The sequence below is a fragment of the Sphingomonas kaistensis genome (genome assembly GCF_011927725.1).
Lineage (GTDB): Bacteria > Pseudomonadota > Alphaproteobacteria > Sphingomonadales > Sphingomonadaceae > Sphingomicrobium > Sphingomicrobium kaistense.
This window is the reverse complement of record NZ_JAATJC010000001.1, coordinates 2,410,996-2,424,574: the sequence shown is the minus strand read 5'-3', so window position 1 is coordinate 2,424,574 and position 13,579 is coordinate 2,410,996. Positions and strand designations below refer to the sequence as shown.

Below are 13,579 nucleotides of genomic sequence, written 5' to 3'. Positions count from 1 at the left end.
GGCCGGCATGTTCCTGCGGGAGCGTGCCGGCCCTTTTCGTATCGGCGCGTGGACCGGCATATCGCTCGCGTTCAGCCGGGCCCGGGCAAGACGGCGGAACTGCCTGCCCGCGGCTTCCGTTGCGGGAAAGGAACCAAGGTTGAAGGAGCCGCCGATGCGTCTGTTGTCCTCCGTTGCCCTCGCTACCTGCCTGATCGGTGCACCCGCTGCGGCGCAGGTCGCGCCGCAGACCTCGATCGCAGAAATGGCGACGACCCCGCTGGTCAAGCTGCAGATCGCAGAGAACCTGCGCACGCCGCCGGATGAGGCCAGTATCCAGGTCGGTACCCAGGCCCGTGCGCCGACGGCAGTGGCGGCAAGCGCGGCCAACAAGGAGAAGACCGAGCGCCTGCTCGCCACCATCCGCCGCGCCGGCTTGCGCGAGCGTGACATCCAGACGCAGGGCATCCAGCTCCAGCCCGAATATGATTATGTCCAGGATCCGGGCGCGCGATCGGGTCGCCAGGTTTTCCGCGGTTATCTCGCCAGCAATACCATCCAGCTCAAGACCCGCGATATTCCGAAGCTGACGGCATTGCTCGACACGCTCACCGCAGCCGGCGCCGACACGGTTTACGGCCCCAACTTCTCGATCAGCGATCCCATCCTGCTGCGCCGCGAAGCGCGGGTCCGGGCGCTCGCCCGGGGCATGTCGGAAGCGATGGAATATGCCCGCAGCAGCGGCTTCACCAAGGTCACGCTGCTTTCGGTAGAAGAAGGCACGAGCTATCGCGGCACCGACGTGGTGGTGACCGGCAGCCGCATCAATTATGCCGCTCCGCCGGCACCGCCGCCGCCTCCGGGGATCGAGCGCAGCCAAGCCGATGCCTTGGTCGCGCCGGGCCAGCTGGAGACGGGCGTGGTGCTGAACCTCATCTACCGGATGGAGCGTTAGACCGCACTCGACGAAGGAGTGAGCATGGCCGATTCTGACAGCGCGTCGGTGGCGCAGGTGATCAATCCCGCCACCGGCGAGCAGGGGAAGTCTTATCCGCTGACCTCGCTTAACGACGCGCTGCAATCGGCCGATCGCGCGCACGCCGTCCAGCGCGAGTGGCGCAAGGCCAGCTTTGCCGACCGCGCGGCGGTGATCGGCAAGGTTTGCGAATTGCTCCGCGAGCGCGCCGATGACTTTGCGGCGCTCATGACGCAGGAGATGGGCAAGACCCTAACCGACGGCCGCGCCGAGGTCGAAAAGTGCGCGGCGCATTGCGATTGGTTTGCGAAGAACGCCGAGCGCTACCTCGCCGACCAGCCAATCATTGTCGACGGGGCAGGGGAGGTGTTCGTCACCTTCAATCCCCTCGGCGTCGTCCTTGTGGTGATGCCGTGGAATTTTCCGTTCTGGCAGGTGATCCGCTTCGCGGCCCCGGCCCTGATGGCGGGCAATGGCGCGGTGCTGAAGCATGCCAGCAATGTGCCCGGCTGCGCGCTCGCGATCGAACAGCTACTGAAAGATGCGGGGCTTCCGGACGGCCTGTTCCACACTTTGCTGTTGCCGAGCAAGGAGATCGCCAAGCTGATCGAGAGCCCGCATATCGCTGCGGTCACGCTCACCGGGAGCGTCGCCGCGGGCAAGAGCGTCGCCGCCGCCGCCGGGCGTGTGCTGAAGAAATGCGTGCTCGAGCTTGGCGGATCCGACGCCTACCTCATCCTCGACGATGCCGACGCGGTCGCCGCTGCCAAGGTCGCGGCGACCGCACGGATGGTCAACGGCGGGCAAAGCTGCATCGCGGGCAAGCGCTTCATCGTCGTCGAGCCGCTGAAGCAGCGTTTCGAGGAAGCGATGGTCGAGGCGATGCGCGGCTATGCGATGGGCGATCCGGCCGACGAAGCGACCAGGCTTGGGCCGATGCAGAGCGTTGGCGCGCGCGACGAAGTTCACGAGCAGGTCGAGAAGAGCATTGCCAAGGGCGCGAGGCTGCTGCTGGGCGGCGAGGTGCCGGACAGGCCAGGCGCCTGGTACCCCGCAACGGTCCTCACCGACGTTGCCGAGGGACAGCCGGCGCATGACGAGGAAATCTTCGGACCCGTAGCGGCGATCATCGCTGCCAAGGATGAAGCCGACGCCATCCGCATTGCCAACGATAGCGAGTTCGGCCTCGGCTCCGGCGTGCTGACCGGCGACATCGACCGCGGCCGCCGCATCGCCCGGGACTTGCTCGACGCGGGGATGAGCTTCGTCAACGAGAACGTCCGCTCCGACCCACGCATGCCGTTCGGCGGGGTCAAGCATTCCGGCTACGGCCGCGAATGCGCGGACTACGGCATCCGGGAGTTTGTCAATATCAAGACCGTGCTGGTGAAGCCGCAGGCGTCAAGCGGCGGCTCTGCGGTCGAGTAGGCTCTACAGGCACGCCTCGAGGTACGGCTGGTCGAAGCCATACTGCTTGGCCTTGTCGAGCGTGTACGGGCGCAGGCCCATCGAACGATATTCGCCGATAATCTTCCCGTCCGCGCTCTCGTCGAGATACTCGAACTTGAACAGTTCCTGGGTGACGATGACCTCGCCCTCCATCCCGATCACCTCGGTGATGTTGGTGGTCCGGCGCGAGCCGTCGCGGAGGCGCTTCACCTGCACGATGAGATCGACCGAATCGGCGATCTGGCGGCTGATCGCTTCCTTCGGGATCTTGATGTCGCCCATCATGACCATGTTCTCCATACGCGCCAAGCATTCGCGCGGGCTGTTGGAGTGAAGCGTCGCCATCGAGCCGTCGTGACCCGTGTTCATGGCGGCCAGAAGATCGAAACATTCCTGGCCACGAATTTCGCCGAGGATGATCCGGTCGGGACGCATACGCAGGGCGTTGATGACGAGGTCACGAATGGTGATCGCGCCCTGACCCTCGAGGTTCGGCGGGCGGGTTTCGAGCGGCAACCAGTGGGGCTGCTGCAGGCGGAGTTCGGCCGCATCCTCGATGGTGATGACGCGCTCGCCCGGGTCGATCATCTTCGACAGGGCGTTGAGCATGGTCGTCTTGCCTGAGCCGGTACCGCCCGAGATGACGATGTTCATCCGCGCCGCGCCGGCGATCTTGAGGCAGGTCGCCATCTTCTCGGACATCGAACCGAACCCGCGCATCATGTCGAGCGTGATCGGCTTTTCCGAGAACTTACGGATCGAGATGGCGGTGCCCTTGAGGCTCAAGGGCGGGATGATGACGTTGACGCGGCTGCCGTCCTGGAGGCGGGCGTCGGCGAGCGGGGTGGTCTGGTCGACGCGGCGCCCGACCTTGTTCACGATCCGCTGGGCGATCTGGAACAGATGCTCCTCGTCGCGGAACTGGATCTGGGCGAGCTGAAGCTTGCCTTTCTTTTCGATAAAGGTCTGGTCGGGACCGTTGACCATGATGTCGCTGACCGCCGGGTCGGCGAGCAGTTCTTCGAGCGGCCCGAGGCCGAGCAACTCGTCGACCAGCACCTTTTCCAGCGCGAACTGTTCGCGCCGGTTGAGGTTGATCTTGAGTTCGTTCAGCACCTCCGAGATGATCGGGCGGAACTCCTCGGCCAGCTCATCCTTGGTGAGGGTGGCGGCCGCTTCGGGATCGACCCGCTCGAGCAAGCGGGGGAGGACCTGTTCCTTGATGCGGTGGACGGAGGCTTCGAAGCCTTCCTGCTTGGACGAGCCGGCATCCGCGCTGGCGTTCATGCGGCTGTTGAGCCGGTCCATCGCCGCGCCCAGCTCGCCCTGCGGCGCCGGTGCTGCTGGTGATGCGGCGGGTTCTTCCAGCGGCGGGAACTGCTCGCCACCGTCCTGCGCGCCGCCGACGCCACCCTTCATCGGGCGGGCGACGCCGAAGCTTGGGCGTCCTCCGCCACGCTTGCCGAATGCGCTCATGCCCGTGCCTGTCCCGTCTTTCTAAGCTCAGTCTCACGTGGTTGATGCCACGCAAACTTTGCCAAAAAGCTAATCGGGTTTGGTCAGGGTTTAACGACAGTGCCGGAGTGGGGTGTCCGGCGGCACCAGTAGGGTCAGGCCTCGGCGCTCTCGGCGAGGATGGTCAGGCCGGCGTCGCCGACTTCGGCGAAGCCGCCGGAGACGCGGATGCGCTCGGGCTGGGCGCCGGCCGAGCGATATACCGCCAGTTCGCCGTCGCGCAGGGTGGTCATGAAAGGAGCATGGCCGGCCATCACGCCGAACTCACCCTCGGTGCCGGGGACGACCACCATGTAGACGTCGTCGCTGATGACCTGGCGCTCGGGCGTGGTGAGGGTGAAGTGAAGGTCGGCCATGTCTTGTCTACCTGCTCCCCTTCCGCAGGCGGGAGGGGCTGGGGAAGGGCCTTTCGTACAAACCAGGGAGAGGGCGGCCCATCAAACCCATCCCCTGGTCCCCTCCCGCCACCGGGAAGGGAAGGAGGGCTTAGGCCTCGGCGGCCATCTTCTCGGCCTTGGCGACCGCTTCTTCGATCCCGCCGACCATGTAGAAAGCGCTCTCGGGGAGGTGGTCATACTCACCGTTTACCACGGCCTTGAAGCTGCGCACGGTGTCTTCGACCTGCACGAACTTGCCCGGGATGCCGGTGAACACCTCAGCGACGTGGAACGGCTGGCTGAGGAAGCGCTGGATCTTGCGGGCGCGGCTGACGACCAGCTTATCCTCTTCCGACAGCTCATCCATGCCGAGGATGGCGATGATGTCCTGCAGGCTCTTGTACTTCTGAAGCACCTCTTGGACCGCGCGGGCGGTTTCGTAATGCTCCTGGCCGACGACCGACGGGGTCAGCACGCGGCTGACCGAGTCGAGCGGATCGACCGCCGGGTAGATGCCCAGCTCCGAGATGGCGCGCGACAGGGTGGTGGTGGCATCCAAGTGAGCGAACGAGGCGGCCGGGGCCGGATCGGTAAGATCGTCGGCGGGAACGTAGATCGCCTGCACCGAGGTGATCGAGCCCTTGTTGGTCGAGGTGATGCGCTCCTGCAGCTGGCCCATGTCGGTCGACAGGGTCGGCTGATAGCCCACGGCCGAAGGAATACGGCCGAGCAGCGCCGACACTTCCGAACCCGCCTGGGTGAAGCGGAAGATGTTGTCGACGAAGAACAGAACGTCCTGGCCTTCGACGTCGCGGAAATATTCGGCCTGGGTCAGACCCGAAAGGGCGACGCGGGCGCGCGCTCCCGGCGGCTCGTTCATCTGGCCGAACACCAGCGCAACCTTGGAGCCTTCGCTGATCGGGTTGCCGTCAGCGTCGCTGGCGATGACGCCGGCTTCGAGGAACTCGTGGTAAAGATCGTTACCTTCGCGGGTACGCTCACCGACGCCGGCGAAAACGCTGACGCCGCCATGGCCCTTGGCGATGTTGTTGATGAGTTCCTGGATGAGCACGGTCTTGCCGACGCCGGCGCCGCCGAACAGGCCGATCTTGCCGCCCTTGGCGTAGGGAGCGAGAAGGTCGATGACCTTGATCCCGGTGACCAGGATGGCGGCGTCGGTCGACTGGTCGACGAACAGGGGGGCTTCGGCGTGGATCGGCGACGACATGTCGCTGCCGATGGGGCCGCGCTCGTCGATCGGCTCACCGATCACGTTCATGATGCGGCCGAGGGTCTTGGGGCCGACGGGGACGCGGATCTGCGAACCGGTGGCGCGGACCGACTGGCCGCGGGTGAGGCCTTCGGTGGCGTCCATGGCGATGGTGCGGACGATGTTCTCGCCGAGGTGCTGGGCAACCTCGAGAACGAGGCGGTTGCCGTTGTTGTCGGTTTCGAGCGCCGACAGGATGGCCGGCAGCTCGCCGTCGAACGCGACGTCGACCACGGCGCCGATCACCTGCGCGACGCGACCGGTGAGGTTGGAGGTGGTGCCCGTCGTCGGGGCCATGATGTTGTCGGCGGCGGTGGCCATGGCTGTCTTCCTTGCCTTGTCGTGTTCGTTAAAGCGCTTCGGCGCCGGAGATGATCTCGACCAGCTCGGTCGTGATCGCAGCCTGGCGCTGGCGGTTATACTGGATGGAGAGGCGATTGATCATGTCGCCGGCATTGCGGGTCGCATTGTCCATGGCGGTCATCTGACTGCCGTAGAAGCCGGCCTGATTTTCCAGCATCGCGCGATAGATCTGGATCGCGACGTTGCGGGGCAGAAGCGCCGCGAGGATTTCCTCTTCGTCCGGCTCATATTCGACCGCGGCCGAAACAGACGCTGCCGGAGCGCCCGCGTCGTTGGCGGCGCGTGGCTTGACCGGAATGATCTGGTCGACCGTCGGCTCCTGCGCGAGCACCGAGCGGAAGTTCGAGTAAGCGAGATGCGCGACGTCGAACTCGCCCGCCTCGAACCGGCGCATCACCTCGACGGCAACGGCCTGCGCGTCGGCGTAGGTCGGGTTCTTCATTTCCGACGTGTCGTGCTGGCCGACGATGCGGTCCGCCCCGAAGAAGCGGGTCAGCACCGGGCGGCTCTTGCGGCCGACGACGAAGAAGCGGACGTCCTTGCCCTGAGCGATCAGCTCGTCGGCCTTGCGGCGGACGGCACGGACGATGTTGGTGTTGAAGGCGCCGGCCAGCCCGCGGTCGGAGCTTGCGACCACGATCAGGTGACGCTGGTCGGCACCGGTGCCGGCGATCAGGCGCGGCGATTCCGGCCCGACGGTGATCCGGCTGGCGAGGCTTGCGACCACGTCCGACAGGCGTTGCGAGTAGGGACGGCCCTGCTCGGCATTCGACTGCGCACGGCGCAGTTTCGCCGCGGCGACCATCTTCATCGCCTTGGTGATCTTCTGCGTCGACTTGACCGAGCCGATGCGGATCTTGAGGGCTTTAAGCGATGCCATCTTGGTTCCTCTACCCCTCCCGCGAAGGGGAGGGGGTTAGCTTCAGGCGAACTGCTTGCCGAACTCGCCGAGCGCGCTCTTGAGCGACGCGGCGGTCTCATCGTCGAGCGCCTTGGTGTCGCGGATCTTGGCCAGGATCTCCGGCTTGTCCGAGCGCATGTAGCTAAGCAGCGCCGCTTCGTAGCGGGTGACGTCGTTGGTCGGAACGGCGTCGATGAAGCCCTGGGTGCCGGCATAGATCGCGACGACCTGTTCTTCGATCGGCATCGGCTGGAACTGGCCCTGCTTCAGAAGCTCGGTCAGGCGCGCACCGCGGGCCAGCAGCTTCTGGGTCGAGGCGTCGAGATCCGAACCGAACTGCGCGAAGGCAGCCATTTCGCGATACTGGGCGAGCTCCAGCTTGATCGAGCCGGCGACCTTCTTCATCGCCTTGGTCTGCGCGGCCGAGCCGACGCGGCTGACCGAGAGGCCGACGTTGATGGCCGGACGGATGCCCTGGTAGAACAGGTCGGTCTCGAGGAAGATCTGGCCGTCGGTGATCGAGATCACGTTGGTCGGAATGTAGGCCGACACGTCGCCCGCCTGGGTTTCGATGACCGGGAGAGCGGTCAGCGAGCCGTTGCCGTTGGCATCGTTCATCTTGGCGGCGCGCTCGAGCAAACGAGAGTGCAGATAGAAGACGTCGCCCGGATAGGCTTCGCGGCCCGGCGGACGGCGCAGGAGGAGCGACATCTGGCGGTAGGCGACGGCCTGCTTCGACAGATCGTCGTACACGATCACGGCGTGCATGCCGTTGTCGCGGAAATATTCGCCCATCGCGCAGCCGGTGTAGGGCGCGAGGAACTGCAGCGGGGCCGGCTCGGAGGCGGTGGCGGCGACGACGATGGAATATTCCATCGCGCCATTCTCTTCGAGCGCGCGAACGATCTGCGCGACGGTGGAGCGCTTCTGACCGACCGCGACGTAGATGCAGTAGAGCTTCTCGTTCTCGTCGGTGCCCTGGTGGGCGGCCTTCTGGTTGATGAAGGTGTCGAGCGCGACGGCGGTCTTGCCGGTCTGGCGATCGCCGATGATCAGCTCGCGCTGGCCGCGGCCAACGGGGACCAGGGCGTCGAGCGCCTTGAGGCCGGTCTGCATCGGCTCATGGACCGACTTGCGCGGGATGATGCCCGGCGCCTTCACTTCGACGCGGCTGCGCTGATCGGTGACGATCGGGCCCTTGCCGTCGATCGGATTGCCGAGCGCGTCGACAACGCGGCCGAGAAGGCCACGGCCGACGGGGACGTCGACGATGGTGCCGGTGCGCTTGGCGGTCGAACCTTCCGAAATGTTCGAGTCCGACCCGAAGATCACGACGCCGACGTTATCGGCCTCGAGGTTGAGGGCCATGCCCTTGGTGCCGTTCTCGAATTCGACCATCTCACCGGCCTGGACGTTGTCCAGACCGTGGATGCGGGCGATGCCGTCGCCGACCGACAGCACCTGGCCGACTTCAGAGACCTGCGCGTCGGCGTCGAAGTTCGCGATCTGGTCGCGGATGACGCGGGAGATTTCAGCGGCGCGGATATCCATGTTCAGCCTTTCATAGCCGTAGCTAGAGTATTGAGTTTGGTGCGGATCGAGGCGTCGATCATCTGGCTTCCGAGCCGGACGACGATGCCACCGAGGATCGAAGGATCGACGCGGGCGTCGATGCGGATGTCACGCCCGACGCGGGCACCGAGCTGGGCCTTGAGCGCCGCCGCCTGGTCGTCACCGAGCGGACGGGCAGTGGTCACTTCGGCGGTGGTCTCACCCCGGTGATCGGCGGCAAGGGTCGCGAAAATGCGGATGACCTCGGGAAGCTGGCGAAGGCGGCCGTTCTGGGCGAGGACCGCCAGGAAACGCGTGGTCAGCGGATCGAGGCCGAGCGAGGGGGCAACCGCGCCGAGTGCCTTGCCGGCGGCGTCGCGCGACACCAGCGGGCTCGACACCAGGGCCTGCAGTTCCCGCGATTCGGTGAGAGCCGCCTTCAGCCGCTCAAGGCCCTGACCGACGGAGTCGATCTGGCGTTCGTCGCGGGCAAGATCGAACAGCGCCGACGCATAGCGTCCCGCTAAGCTGGCCCGAATGCCGCCGGAAGTCTCCACGCGCCCAAAGCTCCGTCAAATATATGCAAAGCGGGGCGATGATTGATCTTGCGATCGCTCGCCCCTGCCGGATTGGCGCGCCCCTAGCAGGGGGTCCGAAATGATGCAAGGCGGGTCACAGGTTCAGCGCAAGGAAGCGCGTGAAATCGCTGGTGGGATAGCCACCGAAGGAGCCGCATTCAACGAAGCCGGCCCGGTCGTAGAGTCGGTTGGCAGCGGCGAAATCCTCGCTCCGCCCCGTTTCGAGCAGGAGCCGGCGATAGTTGCGGGCGCGGGCTTCGGTGGTGATAGCCGAAAGGATGGCGCCGCCGACTCCCTTGCCGAGCGCCTGGGGGGCCGTGCGCATCGACTTGATCTCGCCTTCGCCGTCGCCGAGCTCCTTCAGCGCACCGAAGCCGAGCAGTAGGCCTTCCTCGCGGGCGGTGAAGAAGGTGATCGCCGAATGGGCAAGGGCGGATCCGGGCAGGACGTGGCAGGCTTCGGGCGGCGAGTGGGCGTGCATGGCGGCGACGTGGAGGGCCAGCAGCGCCTGCACGTCGGGCTCTCCAAGCTCGCCTTGATGAATGGTGATCGGCACGGCGCCGCTCCTAGCCAGCTGCGCTCGATGCGGCGAGGTGAAGGTTTGACCGCAACATTCGGGACGCGCGGCCAGTCCGGCGCTGGTAGAAGCCAGCGCATGATCGACGAACAATCTGCCTGGGACGCTTTCGAAGCGCGGGATCGCTCCGCCGACGAACGATTCGTGGTCGCGGTGACGACTACCCGCATTTATTGCCGTCCGTCCTGCCCGGCGCGGCGGCCCCGGCGTGAGCATGTCCGCTTTTATGCCGATGCGGCGGCGGCGGCGGAGCGGGGCTATCGTTCCTGCCTGCGCTGCAAGCCAGACGAGGCCGCTCGTGACAAGCAGGCGGTCGCTGCGGCGCTTCGACTGCTGGAGGAGGCAGAGGGGACAGTCCGCCTGGACGCCCTCGCAAGCGCGGTCGGCTACGCGCCCCATCATTTCCAGCGCCTGTTCAGCCGCGAGGTCGGGGTTTCGCCCGCGGCATGGCAGCGGGCCCGGCGGCTTGGCGAAGCAGATCGCCGCCTGGGCGAAGGTGCCAGCGTCACCGCGGCAATCTACGAGGCCGGGTACAGCGCGCCGAGCCGCTTTTACGACGATGCCCGGTCGCTTGGCCTGGCACCGGCAAGACTTCGCAGGGGAGGAAACGACATGGTCATCAACTGGGCACGCCTCGACAGTCCGTTCGGCCATCTGCTGATCGCCGCCACCGACAAGGGCTTGTGCAGGGTCAGTTTCGACGAGGACCAGTCCGCGCTCCAACTCCGCTACCCGGCCGCCGAACTGGTCGAGAACGCGAATGCGCCGCTGATTCAGGCGGCTCTCGCGGCGATCGGGGATCCGGCGCTGGCCGCGGCCCTGCCTACCGATGTCTCGGGTACCGCGTTCCAGCAGCGGGTTTGGGCCGAATTGCGGCGGATCCCGCCGGGCGAAACCCGCTCCTATCTCGACATCGCCCGGGCGATTGGCGATCCCAAAGCCACCCGGGCGGTGGGGACGGCCAACGGGGCCAATCCGATCGCGATCATCGTTCCGTGCCACCGGGTCGTGCGTAATGACGGGTCGCTTGGCGGCTACGCGGGTGGGCTGGAGCGCAAGAAGGATCTGCTCGCCGCCGAAACAAAGCTCGCGCAAGGATCGTTGCCACTCCTGTCTTGAACCCTCATCTTCCTCTTCTAGCCTGGGCCAATCGTGCAGCGGCCAAGGCGCCGCCGGTGACCCTCGAGCCGGGAGAAATCGAGGCGTTCGTATGCCGCCGCGCCGGCATCGCGCGGATCGGCGGCGAGCATTGGCGACCCTGGTTCGCGCTATTGGCCGACGAGCTGGAACGGCGCGCGGGGCTAAGCTCGCTCGGCCGGATCATTGCCAACGGGCAACTGGTCGGACTTCTGACGGCGCGGGTGCGGGCAGGGCGCTTGCTGGCGCGTCATCCCGCAATCGCGGACATTCCGATCCGGCGCCCGATCATCGTCATGGGGCCGATGCGGTCGGGCTCGACGCGGGTGCAGCGACTGCTTTCGCGTGACCGTCGATTCGCCTGGACCCGGCTGTACGAGAGCCTGTTCCCGGTGCCTTACGAGAAGGGCGATCGCCGCAGGTTGTTCGCGGCCACCGGCATTCATCGCTTGCTGCGCACGCTCAACCCGGCAGTGCAGCGGATCCATCCTTCGGGTGCGCTGCAGCCTGATGAGGAATTCGGCCACCTGTCCTACGCGATGACCAGCGCGCAGGCCGCCGTGCAATGGAACGTCCCCGGCCTGGTTGCGGCCGAGCGCAAGCGCGACTGGTCGCCGGTGGCGGCCGAACTGGCGGATCTTCTGCGGCTGAACGCCTGGGCCCGGGGCGAGCAGCCCGGCAAGCGCATGGTGCTGAAATGTCCGGCCTATGGCGACATGGCCGAAGCGCTGTTCGACGCCTTTCCCGATGCCAGCGTGGTCCACCTCAGCCGCGACCCGGTCAAGGTGGTGGCTTCCAGCGCAAGCCTGGTGCTGGAGCAGCGCCGCATCCACAGCGAAACCGTCGACCCGACAGCGATCGGCGCCGAGTGGCTTGGCCGCACCCTGGCGCGGCAGCGCAGCCAGGAAGAGGCCCGTCGACGCCGGCCGGACATCTCCGCGTTCGACCTTCGATACGACGAGGTGTCGGGCGACTGGAAAGGCGCGATGCACCGGCTCTACCGTTTCCTTGGCGAACCGCTGACGGCGGAGACGATGCGGGGGATGCAGCGCTACCTCAAGGGCGCGCAGGAGCATGAAGGCCATCGTTACGACCCCCTGGCGTTCGGACTCGACGAAAAGCAGGTCCGCCGGGCTTTTGCTCCGGGCGACGCCCGGGCGGTGCACGAGGTCGCGGAACGGCCTCCGGCCGCAGCCGTCCCTGTCCAAAGCCGGGCGACGGCCCTCAGCTATTCGTAAGGGCTGCCGGGCACCGCCCGCGCCCATCCGGGCGCTGCTCCCTCAAGGCTGTCAAGAAACCGCTTCGCTTGCGCGCGGACCTCGGCCTTGGTTTCCTCGCCGAAGCGGTTCCAGGTCGCATAGGGTTGCCACAGGCGGCGATTGCCGCGCAGCTTTCCTTCGTTGCGATCGAGGAAGTCCCAGTAAAGCGCGTTGAACGGGCAGGCATCCTTGCCGACGCGTTTCTTGACGTCGTAGCGGCAGCCTTTGCAGTAGTTGCTCATCCGGTTGATGTACGCGCCCGACCCTGCATAGGGCTTGGTTCCGAGCCGGCCACCGTCGGCGAACTGGCTCATGCCCAGCACGTTGGGATGCTCGACCCATTCGTAGGCGTCGGCATAGACCACCAAATACCAGTCGGCGACCTGGGCCGGGTCGATCCCCGCCAGCATGGCGAAATTGCCGAGCACCATCAGCCGCTGGATATGATGGGCGTAGGCGTTGTCGCGGGTGTTGCGGACGCTGTCGGCGCAGCACGCCATGTCCGTCTCTCCGGTCCAGTAGAAGTCGGGGAGGTCACGGGTGTTGCCGAAGAAATTGGCCTCGCCCAGCGCCGGCATCTCCAGCCAGTACATGCCGCGGATATATTCGCGCCAGCCGATCATCTGCCGGATGAAGCCTTCGGCGGCGTTGAGGGGGACCTCGCCGCGGCGAAAGGCGGCCTCTGCGGCCTGACACACTTCCAGCGCGGTCAGCAGCCCGCAATTGAGGCTGGTCGACAGCCGCGAATGGTAGAGGAAGTCGGCGCCTTCCAGCATCGCGTCCTGGTAGGTGCCGAAGCGTGGCAGGCGCTCGGTGATGAAATCGTCGAGCAACGCCCGGGCATCCGCCGCCGTGACGGGAAGCGCGAAGGCGTCGAGGGTGCCGAAGTGATGGCGGAAACTGCCCTCGACCAGCGCGATCACGTCGCGCGTAATGTCGTCCGGAGGAAAGCGTTGCGGTTCGCGCAGTGGGCGGGCCTTGGGCGGCGGCGCGCGGTTGTCCTTGTCGAAATTCCATTGGCCGCCGGTGGGCGTGTCGTCGGGCTCTATCAGTAGCCCGGTCCGGTGGCGCTGCTGGCGGTAGAAGCTTTCCATCACCAGTTCGCGGCGGCTGGCGGCCCAGGCAAAGAAGTCGGGGAGGGGACAGATGAAGCGGTCGTCGGCGACGATCTCGACCGGCAGGCCGAATTGCCCCGACCAGCCCTCGATCGCCTTCTGGACTCTCCATTCGCCGGCTTCGACGATGCGGAGGGACGAAGGCCGGTGGCGTTCGACCGCTCGGGCCACTTCGCCGGTGAAGCTGCCAGAATTGGCGGGATCGTCGAGCCGGACATAATCGACCTGCCATCCGTCCGCTCGCAATTCGTCGGCGAAGTGCCGCATGGCGGACAGGACCAGGACGATCTTCGCCTTGTGGTGGCGAACATAGGTGGTTTCCTCCGCCACCTCCATCAGCAGCAGCCGGGCGTCGGCCTTGTCGACGCCGGCGAGCGAAGCGAGGCCGTGAGTAAGCTGGTCGCCGAGGATGGGAATGAGGAGCATGGCCATGGCCTAGACGGTCGGGGCGTCCACTGGCATGCAGCCCTTGGTCCATCGGCGAATTTGGCGGCGAGTTAACAGCGGCCATCACCGCGCGGCTCGTCAGCAT

General features: G+C 66.2%; 12 protein-coding genes. 4 read left to right on the top strand and 8 right to left on the bottom strand.

Features of this window, described 5'->3' with window-relative positions; genetic code table 11:
- Positions 1–154: 154 nt before the first annotated feature.
- Entirely contained in the window at positions 155–934 is a 780-nt protein-coding gene (locus tag GGQ97_RS12010) for an SIMPL domain-containing protein (RefSeq protein WP_168069872.1), read from the top strand.
- Positions 935–958: 24 nt separating this feature from the next.
- On the top strand, positions 959–2,383 hold the full coding sequence (locus GGQ97_RS12005) for an NAD-dependent succinate-semialdehyde dehydrogenase (protein WP_168069871.1): 1,425 nt from the start codon (positions 959–961) through the stop codon (positions 2,381–2,383).
- Positions 2,384–2,386: 3 nt separating this feature from the next.
- On the opposite strand, the gene GGQ97_RS12000 is transcribed toward GGQ97_RS12005, so the two are convergent.
- The 7 genes from GGQ97_RS12000 to GGQ97_RS11970 all read right to left on the bottom strand — a co-directional run bounded on the left by GGQ97_RS12000 (position 2,387) and on the right by GGQ97_RS11970 (position 9,515).
- Entirely contained in the window at positions 2,387–3,880 is a 1,494-nt protein-coding gene (locus GGQ97_RS12000) for a TadA family conjugal transfer-associated ATPase (protein ID WP_168069869.1), read from the bottom strand.
- A 134-nt stretch (positions 3,881–4,014) separates the two neighbouring features.
- A complete protein-coding gene (locus GGQ97_RS11995) occupies positions 4,015–4,275 on the bottom strand; it encodes an ATP synthase F1 subunit epsilon (protein ID WP_168069868.1) in 261 nt (86 codons plus the stop codon).
- A 130-nt stretch (positions 4,276–4,405) separates the two neighbouring features.
- Positions 4,406–5,863 carry a F0F1 ATP synthase subunit beta gene (gene atpD, locus GGQ97_RS11990; RefSeq protein ID WP_209023022.1) on the bottom strand — a complete coding sequence of 486 codons (1,458 nt, stop codon included), beginning with the start codon at positions 5,861–5,863 and terminating at the stop codon, positions 4,406–4,408.
- 52 nt (positions 5,864–5,915) lie between these two features.
- Entirely contained in the window at positions 5,916–6,809 is an 894-nt protein-coding gene (locus GGQ97_RS11985; protein ID WP_168069865.1) for a F0F1 ATP synthase subunit gamma, read from the bottom strand.
- Positions 6,810–6,851: 42 nt separating this feature from the next.
- A complete protein-coding gene (atpA, locus tag GGQ97_RS11980; protein ID WP_168069864.1) occupies positions 6,852–8,381 on the bottom strand; it encodes a F0F1 ATP synthase subunit alpha in 1,530 nt (509 codons plus the stop codon).
- A gap of 2 nt (positions 8,382–8,383) precedes the next feature.
- Entirely contained in the window at positions 8,384–8,938 is a 555-nt protein-coding gene (locus tag GGQ97_RS11975) for a F0F1 ATP synthase subunit delta (RefSeq protein WP_168069862.1), read from the bottom strand.
- 115 nt (positions 8,939–9,053) lie between these two features.
- On the bottom strand, positions 9,054–9,515 hold the full coding sequence (locus GGQ97_RS11970; protein ID WP_342448530.1) for a GNAT family N-acetyltransferase: 462 nt from the start codon (positions 9,513–9,515) through the stop codon (positions 9,054–9,056).
- Positions 9,516–9,614: 99 nt separating this feature from the next.
- Between GGQ97_RS11970 and GGQ97_RS11965 the strand changes: the two genes are divergently transcribed.
- Together GGQ97_RS11965 and GGQ97_RS11960 are read left to right on the top strand one after the other, a co-directional pair.
- Positions 9,615–10,655: a bifunctional transcriptional activator/DNA repair enzyme AdaA gene (locus tag GGQ97_RS11965; RefSeq protein ID WP_168069861.1), complete on the top strand. Its 1,041-nt coding sequence runs from the start codon at positions 9,615–9,617 to the stop codon at positions 10,653–10,655.
- Positions 10,656–10,711: 56 nt separating this feature from the next.
- The gene (locus GGQ97_RS11960) at positions 10,712–11,911 is read left to right on the top strand and encodes a sulfotransferase (protein WP_168069860.1); all 1,200 of its coding nucleotides are present in this window, start codon (positions 10,712–10,714) and stop codon (positions 11,909–11,911) included.
- Here GGQ97_RS11960 and GGQ97_RS11955 read toward each other — a convergent pair.
- The gene (locus tag GGQ97_RS11955) at positions 11,902–13,473 is read right to left on the bottom strand and encodes a cryptochrome/photolyase family protein (protein ID WP_245197952.1); all 1,572 of its coding nucleotides are present in this window, start codon (positions 13,471–13,473) and stop codon (positions 11,902–11,904) included. The genes GGQ97_RS11960 and GGQ97_RS11955 overlap by 10 nt on opposite strands.
- Positions 13,474–13,579: the final 106 nt, after the last annotated feature.